We start from the raw sequence: 20,213 nt of genomic DNA, 5'->3' as shown, positions 1-20,213 counted from the left end.
TGGTCCCCAAGCATTCGGAGAGATCGATCGAGGATGCGGTCATGAGCGATAAACTGTGGAAAGCGACGACGACAATTTTCGTGGCGGCGTGGGCGTGCCTGTTGGTGGGATGTAAAACGTTCGACATGAGTCGCCCGATTCCCTGGAAGATGGCCAACGATGATCAAGAAGTGGCCGAGGTGGTCGTTTTCTGGACGAACGCGATCATCGAACGTGCCGGGGCGCCGCCGCTTCGCGGCTTCGGCGGTCGTGTGTACTTCTACCCGGCCGATTCTGAACGTTCGATCGAGGTCACCGGCACTTTGGTGGTCTACGCCTTCGACGATTCGCAGCAAAAAACGGGAACGCCGCCGGTGCCGTTGCGAAAATACGTCTTCACACCCGAACAGCTGAAATCGACCTTGAGCGAGTCGAAGCTCGGTCCGTCGTACAATCTGTTGATTCCTTGGGACGACATGTTCGGCGACTCGCACAAACTAAGCTTGATTTGTCGATACATTCCGCCTCAAGGGCCGTCGGTGGTCAGCGAGCAAGCGCGTGTGTTCCTTCCCGGCACGCTGAAGCAGAAAGACGAAGAGAAAGGCGTCGCGGATAAGGATTCCGGAACCTCGCCGGTACGGCAAGTCGGGTACGAAGCTCCGTTCGACGATGAAGACAAGCCGGTTGTCGATATCGTGTCACGACCGCACGATTCGACCGAAAATTCGGCTGTCGCACCGCAGTCGACATCGAAGAAACGGAAACGCGGCATTGAAACGCTCACGATTCCATTGACCCATACGTTGAGCCGTCAACTCGAGGTTGATCCGGAGGAATACGCACGCCGATTGGCCGAACGCAGTGACCAGCGGTTGCGGCAAACTGCGAGCGAGAACACCGAAGCCCCCAGAGTGACACCGGTCGATCGTTCGCAGCCTTCGCAGTCGGCCCAACAGCAGAACGGAGTCGAATCGAGCTTCGACAATTCACTAGGGCGGTTTTGGGAGACAAACGCTATTGAGCGGCCGGCGCCTGCGAGTCGGGCGATTGCGAATTTGCCGCCGCCACAAGTATCTCGTTTCGCACCGCCCGGATCCCCGGCTCCAATAAGACCAACCGTTCCGCCAGCAAACGGTCGTGACCGGTAGGCACTTGACCGCTCAGTACGGCAGTGTCACCTTCCAGTCGCACGGTGATTGGTTGAACCTGCGGTACCCGGGCCAGAGGCGTGACGCGCAAAACACCTGTTTCGCCCGATGCCGTCGCGGAATGCGCACCGTCGACCGAAAACCCGACGCGTAATGCCGACCGGATCAGTTCGCCGTTACCGCGGCCGTAGCGAGAACGGGACGAATACGAAGAATAGCTCGAGCTGCGGCCGGATCGAGAATTCGTTCCGAATCCGGAACGCCCGAAGGACGACAACGTTGATCGTGACGAACTTCCGAAACGTGTCGTCGAGCTTCTAGAGCCGTTGGACATGCTGCGGACGTTTTCCGTGTCGGAACTGTCGGCACCGACGAAGCCTCCCGAGTCGGAAGAGCCGAGCATGTCTCCGGCCGTGTTGACTTCCGAGATATCGGAGAACTGGCCGAACCCCAGGTTCGAGATTTGGGAACCGGTCGTTCCGCGCGGCGAGTTAATGCTTCGGCCGAGATTGCTCGACGTGCTGAATTGGCCGAAAGCCGTGCTTGCGGCTGCCAACCAGATCACCGTTACCAAAGCGGTGAGCGAGGTAGCCCGGTGGCCTTTGGGTGGGTGATTTGTCCGCCTCATCGTGCAAATCCTCCTGCCGGATGCCGAACGCGCATGCGCGGTCGTGCGGGAACGATACCGTTGGATCGGTTCCGGGTGCGCAACGTTTTCCTACAACAAAGAACCCCGGCCGCGAACGCGGGGTTCGACATTCCCGCCAATCGCAACCCTAAAATCGCCATCCAGCCCGCTACTTCATTTTACCATCGTGCAATTTGGGAAGCGCACACTTCAAAAATCATTTCATCCGACAACAGCTACCGGCATTCTCTATCTGCCCTATCCTGTGTTGTCGACGCTCCTTGCAGGATAGGGGACAGCCAATCGGCGGCTTCACCATGACCGGTAACGACCAAGCGGCGAGTCGAGTTGTCGATGATTTGGAAGCAAACCTCCACTCGATCGGGGGGGAGTTGCTCGGTGACACGATCCGCCCATTCGATGACACAGATGCCGTCGCCCTCGAAGTATTCGTCGGGCCCTAAATCGGCGAATTCTTCCGGGGTGATTCGGTACACGTCGAAGTGGTACAACGGAACTCGACCGGCGTACTCGTGAATCAACACGAAAGTCGGACTCACGATCGATTCCGGCGGGACACCGAGCGCTTCGCCCATGCCCTGCACCCAGCGTGTCTTGCCGGCACCCAAATCGCCGACGAGCGCCACGACCGCCCCGGGCGGAAGTTGTTCCGTCACGCGACGGCCCAGCTCGCGCGTTTCATCCTCACTGTGCGACATGAATTGTGCGGACACAACATCTGGCATAAGCACAGGACCTGCAAAATCGCTAGTCGAAGCGATGCTCGTAACCCAGGTGGTCGGGCATGGGAATGCGGCGGTCTCCGTGCGCCAACCACACACCTTGTTCAGAAACGCATTCGCCGATGACGGTTACGGGGATATCGAAAGGATTCTCGTCGATGAGGCGATCTGCTTCCGCCGGAGGCAGTGTAAACAATAGCTCGAAATCTTCTCCGTCGCCGAGGGCATGTTCCGCGGGCGGCCTTTTGTCTTGCTTCGCCAACCGTTCGGCGTCGGCCGAGACGGGTATGCGGCCTTCATCGATCACGATACCGCAACCGCTTTCTGCCGCCAAATGTCCCGCATCGACGGCCAAGCCGTCGCTGATGTCGATCGCAGCCGTTACCCGGAACCGCTCGGTGAGCTGCCTTGCTTCTCGGATTCGAGGCTGAAACGTGAAATGCCGGCCGAGGATACTACCCCCGAGAAAGCCGGTAACCAGCAACCGGTCACCGGGGCGGGCGCCGCTTCTCAGTAAGATCCGATCCGGTTCGACCTCACCGAGAACCGTGACGGCCAGCGACAGCGGTCCGTCGTGCACGCCCACGTCGCCGCCGGCAACCGCCATGTCGAATTCCTCTGCAAGGGCAAGCATCCCATCATAAACGGCGTCAAGCTTCTCTCCCACACCCGATTTGGGTACCGATAAGCCGATGACGCACGCCGTCGGCACAGCTCCCATCGCCGCCAGGTCACTCAGGTTGACGGCCAGGGCTTTACGGCCTACCAGTCGGGGATCGCATTCGTCCAACAGGAAGTCGACTCCGTCGGCGATTACATCGACTGCGATGACCGGCAATTTCTCGGTAGACCAGTTGAGGACGGCCGCGTCATCACCGATGGGAACACGAAGTCGCGGCGAGGGCGCGACACGTGTTCGAAGGCGACGAAGGAATTCCTGCTCCATCGTGGCGACTCCTCAGGATGAGTCGGAGGCCGGAACGCCCGAGCGATTTTCTGGGCTCATTTTCCCGGGAGGGGGCTTTGACAAACTGCCGAAGAGAGGATTATCATACCATTTTCAGTGGGGGTGAGCAGGTGTTCCCGGTCTCGGGGCTTGAAACCTCCGCTGATGTTTGCGAACGCGTTTCGCTGGACAGGTAGCTCAGTTGGTAGAGCACAGGACTGAAAATCCTGGTGTCGGCGGTTCGATCCCGCCCCTGTCCACTTTGCTGTAACTCATTTCAGGCGAGTGAGTTGCGGCGTTTTGAGAGGAGCAGAAAACCAGGGCGTAAGTGTGTGTGCCTGCGTGGAGTGGGTACCCAACTTCTTGCGGCGAATCGTCGTCGCTTTTTTTATGCGCGGCGAGCGGGGGCCGGCACGGAGCTTCGTCCGGAGATGTTCGGATTCCGGTAAAGTGTGCCTTCGGATTGCGAACGGCGAAGCCGTGACGTGCGGCGTGATCTTTCCGACACACCTCGCCAAGCGGCGGTTATTCACTCGGCCAAATACGGGACTTGGTGTGGCGATTTGATGCGCGCGATGAGGGCCGACTACCGCGAGGTGCTGGTGAACGGCCTGGCAGACACGACGGCACGGCGCAATTCGCAACCGTGACAGTGCAACCGGCGACGCCGACGATCGCGGCGCCGCTGTTCGGAAGGGGAGCACGATGGAGTCGTTACAAAACCGGCGGACGGCAATCAGGTTGGGCCTCGTATTGCTCGCGGTTGCGTGTTCGTTGACCGGCAGTGTCCGGGCGTCCCAGTCGACAGGCGGCTCGCGTGTGTCTGGAGAACCGTTGAATGTCTTGTTCATTCTGACGGAGGATCAAGGCCCGCACTTGAGCATTATGGGGACGCCGGGGCTTGCAACCCCGCATATGGACGAATTGGCGCGCCGAGGCATGCTCTTTCGCAATGCGCACGTCGTTTACCCGGTTTGTTCCGCATCGAAAGCGGCGATCTATACCGGCCTTTACTGTCGAACGAACGGGGTTCGCGCGAACACATTGAACTATTTCAAACCGGCTGCGTCGGTAACGGCGGCCGAGAGGCAGCATCCACTCTACCGGCGGCTTTTCATTCGAAACAAATATCCCACGTTTGTCGAATTGTTGCACGACGCGGGCTACTTTCAGGGCGTGACACACAAGCTACACGTGTTGCCCAACGAAAAATTTCCGTTCGATTCTTGGGCGAAACCTGTAAACTACGAAACGGCAAGAACCTTCTTTCAGAAGGCGGCGGCCGAGGGCAAGCCGTGGTTTTTGATGTACAACATTCCGCATCCGCATCGGCCGTTTCGCGATAGCGATCGGGTGCCCATCGCGGTCGACCCCGCCGAAGTTGATCCTCCCGACTGGCTGCCCGATACACCACTCGTCCGCAAAGATTGGGCCGAGTATCTCGACGCCGTACAACTCGCCGATCAGGCTGCCGGCGAGGTCATGAGAGCATTGAACGATTCGGGCATGCAAGATCGGACGCTGATCGTCTTCATGGGCGACCATGGGCCGGGATTTCACCGGGCGAAAATGGCGTTGTACGACTCGGGAACGCACGTGCCGCTGGTGATTGCCGGGCCCGGGATCGCGGTAGGTGCGTGCGATGCACTCGTGTCGGAACTCGATCTCATGCCGACGATTTTGGAGGCAGCAGGAATTGAGCCGCCGCGCGTGCAACACGGACGTTCATTGTGGCCGGTGTTGCAAGGAAAGGGGGATTGTGAAGATCGAGAGTTCTTGGCTGCCGAAATTCATCATCAGGCGCAACAGCACGACCGGGGAATGATCGAAGTCGCCGTATTCGACGAGCGGTACCGGTTGATCCATCGATCACGGACCGAAGGTCCGCGCGACGTGAACGCCGATTTGCGAGACTGGAAGCCTTGGGGAAATCGCTCTTACCACGAGGTGGTCGCGCGCAAAGAAGAGTTTCCTTGGGCGTTCGAGTTGCTTCGGCAAATCGATCCGGCCCGTTTAGGCGGAACGTTACCCGAGTGGGAACTGTACGATCGGCAGAAGGATCCTTACGAGCTTTCCAATGTGGCCGACGAACCGGCATATCGTGCGGTGTTTGAGCGGATGAAGGCGAATTGGGATCGCTTTGAAGTCGATGTGCCGTTTCATCTCGAGGCAGAACATAAATGACTGCCGGAACCTGTCGGCGGTGTTGTTTTGTCGGTTGTCGACAAAGGGCCGGCCGAGTTCGCTTCAGCGGAAGACGGAGTTTGTTTCGGGGACGGCGACGTACATCGGCAGATATCGGTAATAGACCTCCAGACACAAGGTGGCCGTCGCCGTACTGTACACCGTTCCGCCGTAGCTTCCCCAGGTTGTGTTGGACGGCCAACTTCCGGCATCGGCTTGCATCGCCAAGAGATGTTCCTTCAACGCGCGATTCCACGTGGCCCACGCTTCACCTTGCTGGTAATACAACGCCATGGTGGCGTAATACCAGAAGTAGAGGTTGTCCTCACCCGTTCCGGGGCGGTGTTGAAGGATGAAAGCATCGGCTTCCCGTAACGTATCAGTCGAAATCGACTCTCCGAGCAATTGACGGCACACGAGGGCCTCTGCCGTCATGGCCGGTGAAACGGGTTCGCCCGGTCGATACGAGGCCAATCCGCCGTATCCGCCGGCACGGACATTCTTCAAGAATCGTTCCGCTTTCGTGAACGTGTCGGCAGGAACGGCAATACCGGCCAAACGCGCGCTGCGGAGAGACATCAGTTGCCAGCCCAATTGGCTGGTATCACCCGGATCACCCGGCCGATAACGCCAACCGCCGCCGCGGGGATCTTGAGCCGAGAGGGTAAACCCTACGGCCCGGCGGACGGGCACTTCCAACGCCGGGTCCCCGGTCATCCCGTAGGCCTCGGCCAAGGCGAGCGTGGCCATCGCGTGGCAATACATGAATTCATAGACGCGAGCCCGACCTGCAAGATGCCCTTGGGGGGCTTGCGATCGCACGAGAAAATCGACGGCCGCGGCTACGTTTGAGCGGTAGGGACCGTCGTGCTTGTGAGTGTGGCCTGCGCCGAGGAACGCCAACAAGGCCAATGCCGTGATGCCGCTTCGGGCGTGCGCACCGGCGCCGTTGCGATCCTTGCCCAACGTGTAGGTTTCTTTTCCTGCTCCGTGACGTACGGGATCCCAGCTGCCGTCCGGTTCTTGTTGGGAGACAAGCCAAGCCAAGGCCCGCCGCACGGCTCGTTCGGTCCGCTCGTCGGCACCATATCGTTCGGCGAGCGCGAGTTTGTCGGGATCGAAGCGAAGCCGATAGAGTTCCGGCACCGAATTTTTTCGCGATTCGCCGATTTGGGACGTCGGTTGCCTGACGGGAAGAACGGAAGCCGACTCGGTGTTTGGAATTGGGGGAACGCGAACTCCCGGTGTCGATGTCGTCGGCGAACGGGCCGCCGGGCGAACGATCGGTTCGGCCGGAAGTTCGACGATTTCGATCGCAGGAAATACGTCGATCGATGCCGGGGCTCCGGCGGAAGTCGGAGGAACGGCCTCCGTGAGAGAAGGGCCGTCGCGGATCGGCTGCACCGGATACGCCTTCGTCGACGCCTCGGCATGTGGGCTCACGTCCGTCACGCGCAACGGGTCGGGAAGGCCGGCTGCAATTTCAGGGTGAGGCCGCATGGGGCCGGGACTGCCGGTGTTTGCTTCTGGTGGAGATTGCCGCGTGGGAGCGACAGTCGGCACGACCGCGGCCGTCGCTTCATGAGGAGGAAACGAACTTTGCGTGATGGTTTCGTGTTGCTCGCTCGGCATAGGTGGGGACGAGGTCGGATGCCCGGCGGACGCCGTTTTTGACGGGACGGTGTTGGTTTCCGAAGATGGGGATGCTCTTGTAGGTGATGTCGCTGTTTCGTCGCCGCCGGTCAATTCGAACCAGACGACATCCCCGTCTCGACCGGGGGCGGCGGGCGTGACGATATCGATGGTGGTCGCCAATGCAATCAACACGATGTGGGCGACCGCCGAAAGAACGGCGTATTTATAGATCGGCTTCGACCGAACGAAATCGGTTCGCAATGACAAAAGGAGTGCTGCCGAGGCGGCGCATATCAACACCCAAAACCCGATCAGCATGAGCCGACCGGGTGTCAGCCATATTGCCGTGTGTGCCCATTCGACGATTGCTTCCATGCCGTGGTGTCGTTCGCTGTGGAATCACGTTTTGCGTTGAGTCGGCGGACCAATGCGGATCAATGCTTGGCGTGTGTCTCTTGAACCGAAACTCCCAGTTGCCGAATGCCGGCCGCTTTGCAGGCACTCATTGTGGCGGCCACATGTTGAAAGGCTCCGCTTCGATCGGCCCGAATCATGACGGAGGCACCGCTTCCCGCATGGCGCAATTTGCTTTCGAGTTCATCGAGGGTAATTCGATGCCCGTCAAGACGAAGCGAGCCGTCGCGATACACATCGACGGTGTGTCGTTCACTTGCGAGTTCGAGGGCCGGGTTGCGGGATACTTCGGGCAATTGCAGGCGAATCTTGCGTTCCAATTCTGAAAACTTCGTGCCGACCAGAAAGAAGATCAACAGCAAGAACACGACGTCGATCATCGGTGCCAAATTCAGCGTCGGCATGTCTTCGCGACTGGTACGCAGCGGCATGAGCTGTTCCCCATTTCGGCAGCAACGGTTACGCGGCCTTCTTGAGTTTGACGGTATCCCTCACCGGTTTGCGTTTGGGACGCGTTGTTTCGGCGGCTTCGCCGTCCTGCGATACCACCTGCACGAGGTTTTGTCCCATTGCATCGAGGGCCATGATCAGGCGGTCTACTTTGCCGACGAAATACAAGTACAACCCCAGTGCAGGAATGGCGACACACAGACCTGCGGCGGTCGTCAGGAGAGCTTCGCTGATGCCCGATGCCAACATCTCGGGACGTCCCAACGCATCGCTTTGCGCTACCATATTGAACGCACGAATCATCCCGGTGACCGTTCCCAGCAATCCCAAAAGCGGCGAAATCGTGGAAACGCCGTGAAATACCCGGAGATTCTTGCGCAGCTCGTTGCACACGCGTTCTCCTTCGTCGAGCACGGCTTGTTCGACTTCGACCGCCGGACGCCCCCAACGTCGCGCCCCGGCTGCGAGAACGCGAGCCGCGGGACTTCCGTTTTCTTCGCACAGTTCCAACACGCTGTCTCGGTCGAGTTCATCGTCGGCGATCTGGGCCAGCAAACGAGTCACGAACGCTTTCGGGATCACACGTCCGCGACGTAAGGCCGCCAGTCGTTCCAGGGTGAACGTGACCAAAAGCAGCGAGCAAAAGGCGATCGGCAGCATGAAAAAGCCGCCTTGGCGGACGACCTGCCACAGATTGCGAGCGGAAATCGATGGTTGTGGCGGCGATGTGTCGGGTCCTTGCGAGTCGGAGGCCGACAGCGGAGGAACCCGCGCGGCCGTCGTTGCCGCCTCCGGAAGCCGGACCGGTTCTGCAAGTGCATGGTGATCGGCGATGCCGTACAGGGGGAGGAGAGCGAGTAAACACGCGATAAGCGCCCAGACGCCCATTCGGGCTTTTGCCGAGCGAATGGGACGCACGTGCGCATTGCCCCGCAGCTTGCTATGACGCGGCATTGGTGGCCTCCCTGCCGACACGTCTTGCAGTTGTGGGTATTCGAAACAGCTGGAGACAAGTGAGCACCGGCGCGGCACACGACGGTCGCGACTCCCTACCGCGTACCGTCACGAGCGCGCGGGTACAGCCCTGCACAATACCTGCATCGGCAGATTGCCGGACCCGGTGCGGAATGATTGACCACTCCCACACAGACTGCCTCACCTTCCTATACTTCCGACGGTGATCGAAGTCGATGAACTACGCTGTGGAAGCGCAAAAAAGCCCCGGCGGTATCGTGAAGATGACCGCCGGGGCAGCGTCGCTTGTTGGGGAACGTGTCGCTCCTCCGCCCTGTGCCGCCTATGTCAGATCGACACGCTTATTTCCCCAAGGTAGGTGACGCTCCAATCGCTCCTCGGGCCGACACGATGTCACGCTTCGGTGAGAAGGGGTGGATCAATAACCGGTGTTGCTGCCCGCATCGGGATTCCCGACCATGTGCAAGTGGCTGTGGTCGATATAGATGACCTCGCGAGCGTCTTCGTTTTTCTCGGTGTAGGGAATCGGCCAGCCGGTGCGTTTGATCTCGGTGAAATAGATCGTGCACTTGTATCGGCAGTGGTGAAGCTGAGCCGGTCCCACGAGCGGATAGACACGGGGCGGATCGACGAAATCGGCGATCGGTTCGACGACGATCCGCACGTTGTCGCGCTCGACTTCGGACAGGAAGGGAAGACCTCCCTGGATGGGACGAGCCTTTTCCAGTGCCCGCATGACTTCGTCGTCGGAAGGCGGATCCAGCGCGGCATCCGGGATGCCTTCCCCCAGCGGGCCGAGAATCGGCATCTTGGCGTATCGTTCCTGGTCCCACGACTTGTCTTCGAGACGCTTTTGGAAGTAAGGACTGACGGGAATGGGAACATTGCCCACACCCCAATCTATGGGCGACATGGCCGTTCCGCAGCCGGTTGCGGCCGTCAAAGCCCCGGCTCCCACCAAAAGCGCAACGATCAAGAGTCTCTTCGACATGGACGAATCCTCGACGGTTGGAATAGCGATTGCTTTCGCTTGAACCGGCTTTTCGATCACGTTCCCTCGCTTTGCATGTCGCGAGCGCCGCGTGGGCGCCGTCGCCCTACGCTAATCTCTTTATCGTGTGAATCTGTGACGAACTTGCAGGTTTTTCGGAACGCTCGGGAAGTTTCGGAAACACTACATGAACGGGCTGTAAACGCCCGCGAATTGCCCTCGCCGATAGCGCGAATCGCACCGGCATTGAGCGCACGAGGAGCCATCAAACGTGGCGGTACGTTTAGTCGGCGATGCGAGAGCCGAGAGGTTCCACCCGACAGAGAAAAACCTCCGGAGAGCGAATCTCCGGAGGCTTCGGAATACGCCGGAATAATCCGATTGGGGATCCGGTGGGATGCAGCGACGACACGTACGGCCGACGGCTGCCTTATCGGCCGTCAATGATGACGCAGGGGACGGAACAATCCGGAGAACGGTCCATGCGTCGAGCCGTCATCGAAGTCGAGGAACCACCAGCCGTCATGCCATTCGAGGGTGACCTTCCGCCAGCCCAACGGGACCTGCGGATAGGGATAGAACGGACCGATGTAGGGCCACGCGGCCGGCGAGTATTGCTTGGGATAGGTAACTCCCGCATAGTTCGGATAGGCCGCGTAGCTCGGCCACGCGTAGTTGGGCATATGCGGCTGATCGTAGCGAGCCGGTGTCACTCCACCCACCGAGGCCACATAGGCCGGCAACGGACGCCCCGCGGCAGGTTGCGGTTGCGCGGCGATCGGCGCAGGGGCGGCTGCCGGTGCGGGGACGGGAGCCGGCGTGGGGGCCGGGGCGGCCGCCGGAGCCTGGCTGTAGGCGATCGGGATCGGACGCGGCGCAGCGGGCGTAGGCTGCGGGGCTTCGGTCATCACAATCTGGTTCAATTCGGGCGCCGCGAGGGCCGGTTCTTCGGCCGCCGTCGGCAAGGCGGGAGTCTTTTCGGCAACCGCGGGAACCGGATCGGCATGCTTGACGGCCAGCGGTTTCGTCACGGTTTCGCGAATGCGATCGATTAGTGACGGAGTCGTCGTGACCTTTTGTGCCGGGATGCCCGCGACCAGTCCGGCCGAGTTGGATCGGCTCACGCGTTCGGGAGCAAATGCCCCTTGAGCTTGCTTGAGCGTAGACTCGCTCGAAGCGGGTTGTTCGTGGGCGGTCGTTTGAACGACGTCACGTCGCACGACGGCCAAGTCGTTGATCACACGTTCGACACCGGGCGTCTGGTACGCCAAACGCACGGCGGCATTCATCTGTTCCTGATCGCTGACGGTTCCGCGGAGCCAAGCCGTGCCGTCTTGGAAGCGAACGCCGATCTTGTATCCCTGAAGCATGCCGCTGTTCTTCAGGGACGCGGCGATTTGCTCGGCGACCTCTTGGTTGCCTGCCCAAGCCGTCATCGGGCCTAACACAATCGCTGCCGCGATGAACCAACTGAATCGAAAACCTCGCATGCCTTTCCTCCTGTTAGGATCCGTCCCCGAACAAAGCTGCTTGGGGTGTGTTGCCTGCCGGGGCTGCGTACCGGCCGGAAGTGCGCTCAGCTTTGTGCGGACCTCCAAAGCGTGTTCCATTCAACGTCAAAAATACGTGATCACGCGGGCAGGGGATCCTCTTGGTACACACCGCGAAACGCCGGTGGTGTCCCTCGACGGCCCCCCTGGCGCAATCGAGAAAACGCCTATTACCCGACAATTAGTTTCGGTCGGCAATCGCGACGAAGGGGAGCATTTTTTCCGATTTTAGTGCTTCGGCTCATTGGACCGGGCTTGCCTGCGCCGTCAAAAGTTGCGCAGAACACGCACTTTTACAAACACCCCTCTCAAGGACCGGGGTTTTGCGTTAGATGGTCGGGGAGCAGAGAGGGGGGGCAACGAGAGCCTTTCAACGCGATTCCGTGGCCCAGAGCGGGCGATGACTTTATTCGGCGGCGACGGGAACGTCGGCCAAGCCGACCTCCAGCGTCAAAGGCCCCCACGGGCTCGTGAACGAGATCACCAAGGGGGTGACGTTCGAAGGAAAATGAACGTCGTGCTCGGTGCCTGTGATCACGTTGGGGAGGCTGACTGCGAGGTTGAATTCGGTTAGTTGCGCCTTCGCAGCACCGGCTACCATGTTAGTCAATTCGCCGACGGCATCAAGAACGTCGGCATCCAACTCGGTGGTTTCCATCATCAGCATCGTCGAGGCGGCCTTGAGGGCTACATCTCGTGACAGGGAGAGGACGACCGTGCCGACCGTATCGCCGGTAAGTCCGATCACCCCACTGATTTCGTGTGACGCTTTCGAGCCGTTCTTCAAGCTCAGCTCACCACGCTGCACCTCGCAGTTGAGCATCGTGGCGAACGTGTCCTTGAGCGATTGAATGAACGGATTGACGAATTCTACCCGCATCCGGCTACCTCGATCCGTGGGTCAGATGTCGATGGAGTATTCTGGGAACTCTAGTAGCAGGCGCCCGCCGACGCGAAGCAGAAAACCAACCCATGGAACAACGGCCGACAAAGGTTGGCATCGTATATGACAGGCGCTCAATCAATCCTAGGTTGTCGCAGTCGCGTGGCAACTCGGACCGAGTGCGGCAAAGCAAGAATTGGCTCTCGGGTAAACTGGAGTGCCGTCATGATCGGAAAAACCGAATTGATCCGTAGGCGCGCTCACGAGAGGCATATTTGGCAGAGAGGGAAGCTTGGTTTTGTGTTCTTCAGGTGCTTTTCTTGAGGGCGGGGCCTAAGAGCGGTTTCACGGATGTTATTCGCTTACAGCGTGTACGTGCACGAGGCAGCAAAGCCGCCGGATTCCCGGATTCGGATCATTAGCGATCGGACGTTCTTGCGGGTGCCGGGGGCAATCGTGTCCAGTAGTTGCTCGACCAGATGGCGGCAGAGCTGCTCGGAGGTCGTGTTGTCGACCGGCAGCAAGACGACATCTTCGTGAGGAAACAGCCAGCGCTTTGTACCGAAGCGAACCTCGACGCCGAGATCACAGGGATGCACATCGATGAGATTCCCGGCTCGCGGCAACAAAATCTTGTGATCCCATGATCGCACAAGCCGGTACAATGCCTCTTCGGCTTCTAGGAAATCGATTCCGTAGCCGAATGGCCCCAGTTGAGTGTCGATGACGGCATCGACGGTATAATCGTGCCCGTGCACGGATTCGATCGTTTCAGCGTCGAACGCAATGAAATGTGCCGCACTGAACCGCAGTCGCGGTGAGGCAATCTCGATTTGGTACGATGGCTCGAATGAGGATGCAAAGTCGGGCATAACGCTTTTCAGGTGGTGGAAAGCGGAAACACACGTGATCAGGGTTCCAAACGATTAGCCGGCTTTCGGCTGTACGATGCCCGGAATTATGAAAAATCGTCCGTCTCACCGATCCGGAGAGCGACGAGACGGACGTGTTCTATCACAGTACGAGGAACAGAGACAGACGGTTTACTCCACCGGGCCGGCCGCAGGCGTCCCGCCCTTGCGGTGTTTGCGGCGGTCGAGTTCGCGCCCGACGGCCTGGCTGACACGATCAGCCGTCCGATTGATGACCGTCACGAGATCGGCGTCGAGATCCTCGATCTTGATGACCTTTCCGCCGCGAAGAGAGACGAGCACACGGCAGTGCTTGTCGACACCTCCTTTCGGACCATTCACGTCTTCCAAGACCACATCCACCGAGTGGATCCAACCGTTGAACTGGCCCAGGGCAAAGTTCATTCGGCGGTCGAGAAGATCTCGGGTGACGGAGTCGAGATTGACGTGACGGGTCTGGACTCGAAGTTCCATGTCGACCTCCATTTGAGCCGTGGAAGAGAACCCATGTGCCCCGAAAGGCACGTCCACAGAAACTATACGGCCAAACCCCATCGGGGACAAATGGCAGATCTTCCCAATCGTCATTATAGTTGCCGGTGCAAGCCTGGAAACCATTTTGTGCCCCCCTGAAGGGAGGGGATTGTCCCATTAGGATAGATGCCGAATCTGCCGGGAAAGTTATCGAATTTCTGCGATTTTCGTTGTTAATCCATTCTGCACTCGGGAGATACGGTTCGCCGTGCGACGGAACCCCCGTTGCCGGTGTATATTCTGGCAGGACGGAGGATTAGCCGATTTCATGCTTGCCGAGTGGTGCCTCGAATCGGGACAAAAAGACCTGCATGTTGATAAACATTGAGGGAATTGGGATGCCCGTCACTGCAACCGTTTATGAGGACTTGCCGCGTACGCCCGCGATGAGGCTTGGAACTCTGGGCGTGTGTCTCATTGTGTGCGGCGGGCTGCTGAGTGCGGGTAAAGCGAACGCTGCGGGGCTCGATCTCTCTTATCTTCCCAATGACACCCGCTGGGTGTTGCACTTGGACATCGACGCCTTGAAGGAAGCCGAGTTGACCCGCACGGTTCTTCTTCGTGTATGGGAAAGAGATCCCTCGCATCGAGAAATCCGTAACGTGGCGACTTTATTCGGGATCGATTTGAGCGAAGACTTGCACTCGGTGACGTTTTTGGGGCGGAATTTCGACCCCGACGACGGTGCCGTCCTTGCGCATGTCGAGTTGGAGCAAAAGCGAGTGTTGGCGCTTTTCCAGTTGCGGGACGACTACCGTGCAGAGACCTACCGAGAGCATACCATCCATATTTGGAACGACGACAATTCCTCACGGCGGGTGTATGGAGTTTTCCTGGACGATGATCGAATCGTCTTTGGGCATGATCGAGATACGGTGAAAGCCGTGCTGGATGTTGTTGCCGGTGCTGCGCCGTCGTGGACGCGATCAAGTCCGGACGACAATCTTGCGGTTCCTCCGGGAACGATCGTGCATCTTTGGTTTGAAAAGGTTGGTGGCGTTCGACTTCCGTTTATGTCGCCTTTGATTCGCCGTATCCAACATGCGACCTTGATGATTGGGGAGTCCGGCCAAGAGGTATTCGTCGAGGGAACGGTTCGTCTCGACTCGGCGAGTATCGCCGTCGATTTGCGGGATGCGCTGGTTGGCATCATCGCACTCGGCAAGCTTCAGTTTGCCGACGAGGCCGATGTTACAGCCCTTTTGAATCTCGCACGCGTGACGGTTTCGGGAAACTTGGTGACCGGTACGTGGCGGGCGCCGCGTCAAACCGTCGGCGAGTTGCTCATGGAACGCTTCGGCGAGGTTGCAGCGCCGAAAGCAGACGAGGCAAAATGACGTGGATTGATATCTGGTCAAAGGAAAATCGCCGAGAACATAGATAGTCGATGCCGATCGAGCGTGCGTTGAGAACCTTGACGGATGAAGAATTGGTCGCCCTCGCGCAAGACGGCGCGATGGCGGCGTTCGAGGAACTCGTGCGCCGATACCAAGTACCGGTGCTTCACTTTTTGATACGCAAAGCCCGAGATCGGCACGAAGCGGAAGATTTGGTACAGGAGACGTTCGTCCGGGCGTTTCGAAAGCTTCACTTGTGTCGGACGGACGGCAGCTTCCGGCCGTGGTTGTTTACCTTGGCGCACCGCGTTTTGTTGAACGCCCAACGGAAGCGTCGGCCGGTGGCTAACGATGCCGCATTCGAAGGGCGACCGGCCGCGGAGGAAGATCCTTCAGGGGCCATCGAATCGGATGATTCGGGGCGATTCCTTTGGGCTACCGCCGCCGAGGTACTGGCCGAGGATCAGTTTACGGCATTGTGGCTGTTTTATGTCGAGGACATGAGCATCCGGGACGTGGCCTCCGTGTTGGAGATGTCGGAAACGGCGGTCAAGACGTCGTTATTCCGCGCCCGACGAAAACTCGTCCCGTACCTGGAAAAGTTGGATCCCACACCGCCGCAGCGCAGCAAGCGGACGACCGCTTCTCGCGTGAGGAAGGATTGAGACGGCCATGAACATCGACGAACGTAGAGCCGAAATCGAATTGGCGGAACGGCTGAAGACGGAGGCCGATTATTTGCGTCCGGCTTTTTCGGAAGACCGCCAAGAGCAAATCATGGCTGCCGTCTATCGGGAGGTCAGTCGGCGTTCGCGGCAGCGATGGAGTTTCGAGTCGATGCCGGTCTGGGTAGGAGTGCTTACCGGCATGACTTTGGGGATCTTGTTGATGGTCGGCATATTGTCCTTGTTGCAAAGGGACGGCGACAGCTCTCGACCGGTGGCTCAGGAAAATGCCCCCAACGAGACGCCGACGTTGCCGATGCCCGTTGACACGGAGTTGGTCGTGACCGGTGCGACAGACCGGGACGTGGTGGACGATCCCATCGAGCCGATCGAGGCCTTTGCCAGGACGCCGCAACGTGCTGCGGAAGAAGTTTCCTCCGCCGTCGAACAGCGGCTGAAATCGCGGAGTTGGGGAACACTCGATGACGACGCCGAAACTGCCAAACGGTTCGTGCGGAGCAAGCTGTCGCTGGGATTGATCGCCGCCGGAGGCAATTGAGCTCGACCGGTTGCGGTTTGGGGCCCTTCGTTTAGGGCGCTGCTGTTCCCTTTACCCGAAAATCGATCGACGCGTGCCCGATGCGATCACTGTTGACGTCGACTACGGTCAAGCGAAGCGTGTGTTTCCCCGACGAGATCGACTCCGGCAGGGCGAATTGGCAACTGATGAAGAAGTCGCGTCGGCGACCGCGACAGAATTCTTCGGCCGACGGATATTCGTAGTCGGCGATGCGATGCCCTTGTTCGTCGAAGATTTCGTAGCTGCATCGCCATGCGGTGTGGTATCCTTTCGGCGAGGCCACGGCTTCCAAGTTCTCGACTTCGGCATAAAGCAAAACTTTCTGGCCGGGAACGAATTCGTACTTGTCGAACGGTGTATAAACTCCCCAGCTTTGTACCGATGTGACGAATGCCACGTTTTTGACCATGACGTCGCATCGTTCTCCGAGACGGCTTGCCGCATGAAGCAAGTGGTCGCGAGCTTCGGCCAACTGTGCAGCAGACGGTTCATCGACCGATAGATTTTCAAGCAGCGAATAGACGAAAAACTGTGTGCTCCAGTAGTCTTGCAGCGCCGGATCGACGCCCGCGATTGGGTCCATGGATTCGTCGCGACGTCCCAAGGCCGCTTCGAGAAGACGCAGTTTCAATTGCAGCCGATAAGCTTCCTCTTGGTCGGTAGCGTCATCAATGCGCATGCGAAGGTGCTTGATCGCCGCTTCGACGGCTTCACGCCAGTCTTTGGGCAGAGAACACGTATCGGCCACCTCGTTTGCGGTGTCGTTGTCGGCAAGAGGGTCGCGGTCGGCCTCTGCAGGTGCCGATTTGTGGTTTTCGGCGCGCTCGTCGGGAATCTGTTTGCCGTTCGATATCGGCAACGACACGTTCGTGGAGGATGGCGGTCCTGAAGACGCCGACTCAGAATCGCCGGGAAAACGACCGGTTTCAGGCGCGGCCGGAGGGGAGGGAATGCCCGCCGTTGCAGGGATCACGGCCGTCCCGTACGGGCCGGGGGATATGTTCCCGGATACCGCGGTCGGGATTGTGTGAGAACCGGCCTGTTCCAGGTTCGCAAAGCTTTCCTCCACGCGTTGATGCGTTCGCTGCGCATGTTGCTTGCGATAACTCAAGGTAGCCCGAAACGTAGCGACGATTTGCGGCCACAATTGCGGCGGAGTCTGGGAAAGATCGTCGATGAGGCGCTGCCGCGATTGGGCGTCCAACAATCCTTCTCGGTCGAGTTCCGCGACAAGCGAGGCGACCGTCATGGGCGGCGCAGCCGATTCCGCGGCCGGCTGAGACGGTGAAGGAGTTTCAGGGGCGGACGACACCTCGGAAGACGGGCCCGGCGCAAATCCCGGTGATACATCCGGAACCGACGTTTCTTCATCCACCGCGTCCGGACGGCTCATCGCTTGATTCGAGATCGCGCCGGACGGAGACGGTTCTTCGATGTTTTCCGATCGCGCCGACGGCTTCCAAGGTACGCGAAAGACCGGTGTTGCGCAGCTTGCCATAACGATCGGAAGCAAAAGAACGCCGATCGTGGCAAGATGACGGAGTACCCGCCGCACTCGCCGGCGGGCGACGTGCCGCAGCAGCCGGACGCACCTCGTCTTCCTGCGATTCGCGGTTCGTCCTTCCATGGACCGTGGCTCTCGCGTGCGCAAACCATCCCTGTCGTTGTTTACCGATCGAGATCGTAAAGAAACCGAACCGGGACGACAAGGCTGGTTTACAACTTGAGGTTGCCCAGGTTGCGCCGTTTTTCTGTCTTTGCGGGCGGCAGGAGCCGGTCAGCCGCAGCCCCCTTTGGGGGCTTTCAGGGTCGTCTTCAAGTGAACCTTCTTGGTGTACTCTCGATTCAAGGTGGGAGTTTTGGCGTCCACTTGGGCAAACGCGGGGCGATCCCCCAGGGCGACCGGTGTAATTGTGGGATCGCGGTGGAAAGCGTCGGCGTAGCGAAACGTGTCATTTCCTTGAGGCGGCGTATCCGAATCGGGGATTTCCTTTTTCGCATAGAACAGGTCGAGCCAGCGATTGACGCCTCCCGCCAAAACGTACGCGTTCGTGTTGCGGAATACCGCCAGGCGTCGCCATGCTTCAACAGCAGCGGCTTCGTCATTCGACATGACGATGACGACTGCTTCCACCGGAATCGAGCGAATACGTTCGGGGGTCAACTCGTCGACGTCGATGCGCTGGGCGTCGCGCAAATGGAACAGATTGTAGTCGGGTTCGGGGCGAACATCCAAAAGCAGCACACGAAGCTGCCGGTTGTTCATCAGCTCGTAAACCTCGGCCGGATCGACAAACACTTCCCGTGAGTCGAGTTTTGCGGCAAGTTCGTGTTCCATCATGGTCATGCGCCGCTCGAGGTCGGGTTGACCGATGACGACAGTCGTCAAGACGATCGCGGTTCCTAAGCCGACGATGCCGGTGAGTGTTCGTTTCGAGACCGGTAGAACGGCACTTGGCTTGCGATTGCGTCCGATCGTGCGCTCCGCCAGTTCGGCGGCGGCAAACGCCCCGATTGCCATCACGAAGACGGCCAAGACAAGGATGCCCGCATCGACGTGAAGGACATCGGCCCACGTGAGACGTCCCATCGCCCCGGTAAATTCCCAAAAGCCGGCGTACGCGGGAGCGGTGACACCGAAGACGAAAATCCCGAATGCCACTCCCAACGCGAAGAACAAGCCGTCGATCTTCAGCGTGGCGGCCGAGACGAGGCTGGTGCCGGGACAATAACCGCCCAGAATAAAACCGAAGCCCAAAGCCAGTCCGCCGACCACTGCCGGTCCGAGATGGGTGGGCGGAACCCAGAGCATGTCGAAATCCAAGATCCCGATCGCCGAACAGGCAAATACCAGGATCATGGCCGTCACGATGGCGGTGAACATGACCTTCAGCACCCGCATATCGGTCAGGTAAAACTGCGCGGCAAGGTTTCGTGAATTGCCGAATCCGGCACGTTCCAACACGAAACCGAACAGAAACCCGATGACGAGCGTGGCGAGTGGTCCGGTCCAATTCAGCGGGGCGAACATCGTTTGATTCTCCTCGATCTCGACGATCGATTTTTTGTCGAAGGGCGGTAGGGCATTATGTCCACAGGCGGCGCATCGGCCAGGCGAGCAGGTATCCGCCGACGAAGATCATGATCATGAAGACCCAACTGCCGACAGAAAGCACGGCACCGCCCGAAAGGGCCTGTCCCGAGGTGCACCCTCGCGCCATCGCGGCGCCCCAACCCATGAGGCTTCCTCCGGCGAAGGCAAAGAGCCAGCGTGTGCGGATCCCAATACGGGGTCCTTTGTATGTTTGCGGCCGCAAACGGCCGGCTACAAATCCCGATACGAAACCGCCGAGGATGACCCCCAACGCCATCCACACCATGCGGTGATCCAGCGAGTTTGCCGCGCCGCCGCAAATGGGCGCAAAGTATAGATTACCGTTGCACACTCGCGGAGAAATCTTCTGGACGATCGCTCCCACGAGGTGAGATACTCCGCCGGAAGCCCCGAGTCCGGATCCGGCGACGAAGAACGAACCGAAGAGTACCAAGCCTAGCGCCGTCCCGGCTAGGTAGGGGTTCCAGTACGTTTGGGTCTTGTCGAACACCTGGGATTCGGAGTCGGATTGGATCGGGTTCATCGGAGTCACCTGCGCTGTTATC

General features: G+C 59.2%; 19 protein-coding genes and 1 tRNA gene. 7 read left to right on the top strand and 13 right to left on the bottom strand.

The features are described 5' to 3' along the window. The first annotated feature begins 41 nt into the window (after positions 1-41). Both ACYQ2I_RS12275 and ACYQ2I_RS12270 read left to right on the top strand, forming a co-directional pair. Positions 42-1,127 carry a hypothetical protein gene (locus ACYQ2I_RS12275; RefSeq protein ID WP_460167310.1) on the top strand — a complete coding sequence of 362 codons (1,086 nt, stop codon included), beginning with the start codon at positions 42-44 and terminating at the stop codon, positions 1,125-1,127. Between the two features lie 350 nt (positions 1,128-1,477). Continuing rightward, positions 1,478-1,741: a hypothetical protein gene (locus ACYQ2I_RS12270; RefSeq protein WP_460167309.1), complete on the top strand. Its 264-nt coding sequence runs from the start codon at positions 1,478-1,480 to the stop codon at positions 1,739-1,741. A gap of 250 nt (positions 1,742-1,991) precedes the next feature. Here ACYQ2I_RS12270 and tsaE read toward each other — a convergent pair whose 3' ends face one another. Further along, positions 1,992-2,474, bottom strand: a complete 483-nt coding sequence (tsaE, locus tag ACYQ2I_RS12265) for a tRNA (adenosine(37)-N6)-threonylcarbamoyltransferase complex ATPase subunit type 1 TsaE (RefSeq protein ID WP_460167308.1) — start codon at positions 2,472-2,474, stop codon at positions 1,992-1,994. Positions 2,475-2,523: 49 nt separating this feature from the next. Then, a complete protein-coding gene (locus tag ACYQ2I_RS12260; protein WP_460167307.1) occupies positions 2,524-3,444 on the bottom strand; it encodes a thiamine-phosphate kinase in 921 nt (306 codons plus the stop codon). A 187-nt stretch (positions 3,445-3,631) separates the two neighbouring features. Between ACYQ2I_RS12260 and ACYQ2I_RS12255 the strand changes: the two genes are divergently transcribed. Then, positions 3,632-3,704: transfer RNA gene (locus ACYQ2I_RS12255), tRNA-Phe, on the top strand. 445 nt (positions 3,705-4,149) lie between these two features. Next, positions 4,150-5,628, top strand: coding sequence for a sulfatase family protein (locus ACYQ2I_RS12250; RefSeq protein ID WP_460167306.1), 1,479 nt, complete (start codon positions 4,150-4,152; stop codon positions 5,626-5,628). A 63-nt stretch (positions 5,629-5,691) separates the two neighbouring features. On the opposite strand, the gene ACYQ2I_RS12245 is transcribed toward ACYQ2I_RS12250, so the two are convergent. The 8 genes from ACYQ2I_RS12245 to ACYQ2I_RS12210 all read right to left on the bottom strand — a co-directional run bounded on the left by ACYQ2I_RS12245 (position 5,692) and on the right by ACYQ2I_RS12210 (position 13,911). Beyond that, the gene (locus tag ACYQ2I_RS12245; RefSeq protein WP_460167305.1) at positions 5,692-7,638 is read right to left on the bottom strand and encodes a prenyltransferase/squalene oxidase repeat-containing protein; all 1,947 of its coding nucleotides are present in this window, start codon (positions 7,636-7,638) and stop codon (positions 5,692-5,694) included. 59 nt (positions 7,639-7,697) lie between these two features. Beyond that, entirely contained in the window at positions 7,698-8,108 is a 411-nt protein-coding gene (locus ACYQ2I_RS12240; protein WP_460167304.1) for an ExbD/TolR family protein, read from the bottom strand. 28 nt (positions 8,109-8,136) lie between these two features. Continuing rightward, positions 8,137-9,081 (bottom strand): MotA/TolQ/ExbB proton channel family protein, encoded by a 945-nt coding sequence (locus tag ACYQ2I_RS12235; RefSeq protein WP_460167303.1) that lies wholly within the window; start codon positions 9,079-9,081, stop codon positions 8,137-8,139. Between the two features lie 439 nt (positions 9,082-9,520). After that, complete coding sequence (locus ACYQ2I_RS12230) at positions 9,521-10,093, bottom strand: hypothetical protein (RefSeq protein WP_460167302.1); 573 nt, start codon at positions 10,091-10,093, stop codon at positions 9,521-9,523. A 440-nt stretch (positions 10,094-10,533) separates the two neighbouring features. Next, complete coding sequence (locus ACYQ2I_RS12225; protein WP_460167301.1) at positions 10,534-11,583, bottom strand: BON domain-containing protein; 1,050 nt, start codon at positions 11,581-11,583, stop codon at positions 10,534-10,536. Between the two features lie 466 nt (positions 11,584-12,049). Further along, complete coding sequence (locus tag ACYQ2I_RS12220; protein WP_460167300.1) at positions 12,050-12,523, bottom strand: chemotaxis protein CheX; 474 nt, start codon at positions 12,521-12,523, stop codon at positions 12,050-12,052. Between the two features lie 365 nt (positions 12,524-12,888). After that, positions 12,889-13,398, bottom strand: a complete 510-nt coding sequence (locus ACYQ2I_RS12215) for a 6-pyruvoyl trahydropterin synthase family protein (RefSeq protein ID WP_460167299.1) — start codon at positions 13,396-13,398, stop codon at positions 12,889-12,891. A gap of 171 nt (positions 13,399-13,569) precedes the next feature. Next, a complete protein-coding gene (locus tag ACYQ2I_RS12210; protein WP_460167298.1) occupies positions 13,570-13,911 on the bottom strand; it encodes an HPF/RaiA family ribosome-associated protein in 342 nt (113 codons plus the stop codon). Positions 13,912-14,309: 398 nt separating this feature from the next. Here ACYQ2I_RS12210 and ACYQ2I_RS12205 point away from each other — a divergent pair, with 398 nt between their 5' ends. The 3 genes from ACYQ2I_RS12205 to ACYQ2I_RS12195 are packed head-to-tail and all read left to right on the top strand — an operon-like array spanning position 14,310 to position 16,532. Beyond that, the gene (locus tag ACYQ2I_RS12205) at positions 14,310-15,308 is read left to right on the top strand and encodes a hypothetical protein (RefSeq protein ID WP_460167297.1); all 999 of its coding nucleotides are present in this window, start codon (positions 14,310-14,312) and stop codon (positions 15,306-15,308) included. Between the two features lie 50 nt (positions 15,309-15,358). Continuing rightward, entirely contained in the window at positions 15,359-15,973 is a 615-nt protein-coding gene (locus tag ACYQ2I_RS12200; RefSeq protein ID WP_460167296.1) for an RNA polymerase sigma factor, read from the top strand. A gap of 7 nt (positions 15,974-15,980) precedes the next feature. Continuing rightward, positions 15,981-16,532: a hypothetical protein gene (locus ACYQ2I_RS12195; protein ID WP_460167295.1), complete on the top strand. Its 552-nt coding sequence runs from the start codon at positions 15,981-15,983 to the stop codon at positions 16,530-16,532. Between the two features lie 31 nt (positions 16,533-16,563). On the opposite strand, the gene ACYQ2I_RS12190 is transcribed toward ACYQ2I_RS12195, so the two are convergent. The 3 genes from ACYQ2I_RS12190 to ACYQ2I_RS12180 all read right to left on the bottom strand — a co-directional run bounded on the left by ACYQ2I_RS12190 (position 16,564) and on the right by ACYQ2I_RS12180 (position 20,191). Then, positions 16,564-17,946: a hypothetical protein gene (locus ACYQ2I_RS12190; protein WP_460167294.1), complete on the bottom strand. Its 1,383-nt coding sequence runs from the start codon at positions 17,944-17,946 to the stop codon at positions 16,564-16,566. Positions 17,947-18,330: 384 nt separating this feature from the next. Next, positions 18,331-19,584, bottom strand: coding sequence for a YeeE/YedE thiosulfate transporter family protein (locus ACYQ2I_RS12185; RefSeq protein WP_460167293.1), 1,254 nt, complete (start codon positions 19,582-19,584; stop codon positions 18,331-18,333). A gap of 55 nt (positions 19,585-19,639) precedes the next feature. Then, positions 19,640-20,191 carry a YeeE/YedE thiosulfate transporter family protein gene (locus ACYQ2I_RS12180; protein WP_460167292.1) on the bottom strand — a complete coding sequence of 184 codons (552 nt, stop codon included), beginning with the start codon at positions 20,189-20,191 and terminating at the stop codon, positions 19,640-19,642. Positions 20,192-20,213: the final 22 nt, after the last annotated feature.

The sequence above is a fragment of the Thermostilla marina genome (genome assembly GCF_054657455.1).
This window is presented reverse-complemented; position numbering and strand designations above follow the sequence as displayed.

Coding starts and splice junctions, on each gene's coding strand:
- ACYQ2I_RS12275 (WP_460167310.1), top strand. CDS start 42: ATGAGCGATAAACTGTGGAAAGCGACGACGACAATTTTCGTGGCGGCG.
- tsaE (WP_460167308.1), bottom strand. CDS start 2,474: ATGTCGCACAGTGAGGATGAAACGCGCGAGCTGGGCCGTCGCGTGACG.
- ACYQ2I_RS12260 (WP_460167307.1), bottom strand. CDS start 3,444: ATGGAGCAGGAATTCCTTCGTCGCCTTCGAACACGTGTCGCGCCCTCG.
- ACYQ2I_RS12250 (WP_460167306.1), top strand. CDS start 4,150: ATGGAGTCGTTACAAAACCGGCGGACGGCAATCAGGTTGGGCCTCGTA.
- ACYQ2I_RS12245 (WP_460167305.1), bottom strand. CDS start 7,638: ATGGAAGCAATCGTCGAATGGGCACACACGGCAATATGGCTGACACCC.
- ACYQ2I_RS12240 (WP_460167304.1), bottom strand. CDS start 8,108: ATGCCGCTGCGTACCAGTCGCGAAGACATGCCGACGCTGAATTTGGCA.
- ACYQ2I_RS12235 (WP_460167303.1), bottom strand. CDS start 9,081: ATGCCGCGTCATAGCAAGCTGCGGGGCAATGCGCACGTGCGTCCCATT.
- ACYQ2I_RS12230 (WP_460167302.1), bottom strand. CDS start 10,093: ATGTCGAAGAGACTCTTGATCGTTGCGCTTTTGGTGGGAGCCGGGGCT.
- ACYQ2I_RS12225 (WP_460167301.1), bottom strand. CDS start 11,583: ATGCGAGGTTTTCGATTCAGTTGGTTCATCGCGGCAGCGATTGTGTTA.
- ACYQ2I_RS12220 (WP_460167300.1), bottom strand. CDS start 12,523: ATGCGGGTAGAATTCGTCAATCCGTTCATTCAATCGCTCAAGGACACG.
- ACYQ2I_RS12215 (WP_460167299.1), bottom strand. CDS start 13,398: ATGCCCGACTTTGCATCCTCATTCGAGCCATCGTACCAAATCGAGATT.
- ACYQ2I_RS12210 (WP_460167298.1), bottom strand. CDS start 13,911: ATGGAACTTCGAGTCCAGACCCGTCACGTCAATCTCGACTCCGTCACC.
- ACYQ2I_RS12205 (WP_460167297.1), top strand. CDS start 14,310: ATGCCCGTCACTGCAACCGTTTATGAGGACTTGCCGCGTACGCCCGCG.
- ACYQ2I_RS12200 (WP_460167296.1), top strand. CDS start 15,359: ATGCCGATCGAGCGTGCGTTGAGAACCTTGACGGATGAAGAATTGGTC.
- ACYQ2I_RS12195 (WP_460167295.1), top strand. CDS start 15,981: ATGAACATCGACGAACGTAGAGCCGAAATCGAATTGGCGGAACGGCTG.
- ACYQ2I_RS12190 (WP_460167294.1), bottom strand. CDS start 17,946: ATGAGCCGTCCGGACGCGGTGGATGAAGAAACGTCGGTTCCGGATGTA.
- ACYQ2I_RS12185 (WP_460167293.1), bottom strand. CDS start 19,584: ATGTTCGCCCCGCTGAATTGGACCGGACCACTCGCCACGCTCGTCATC.
- ACYQ2I_RS12180 (WP_460167292.1), bottom strand. CDS start 20,191: ATGAACCCGATCCAATCCGACTCCGAATCCCAGGTGTTCGACAAGACC.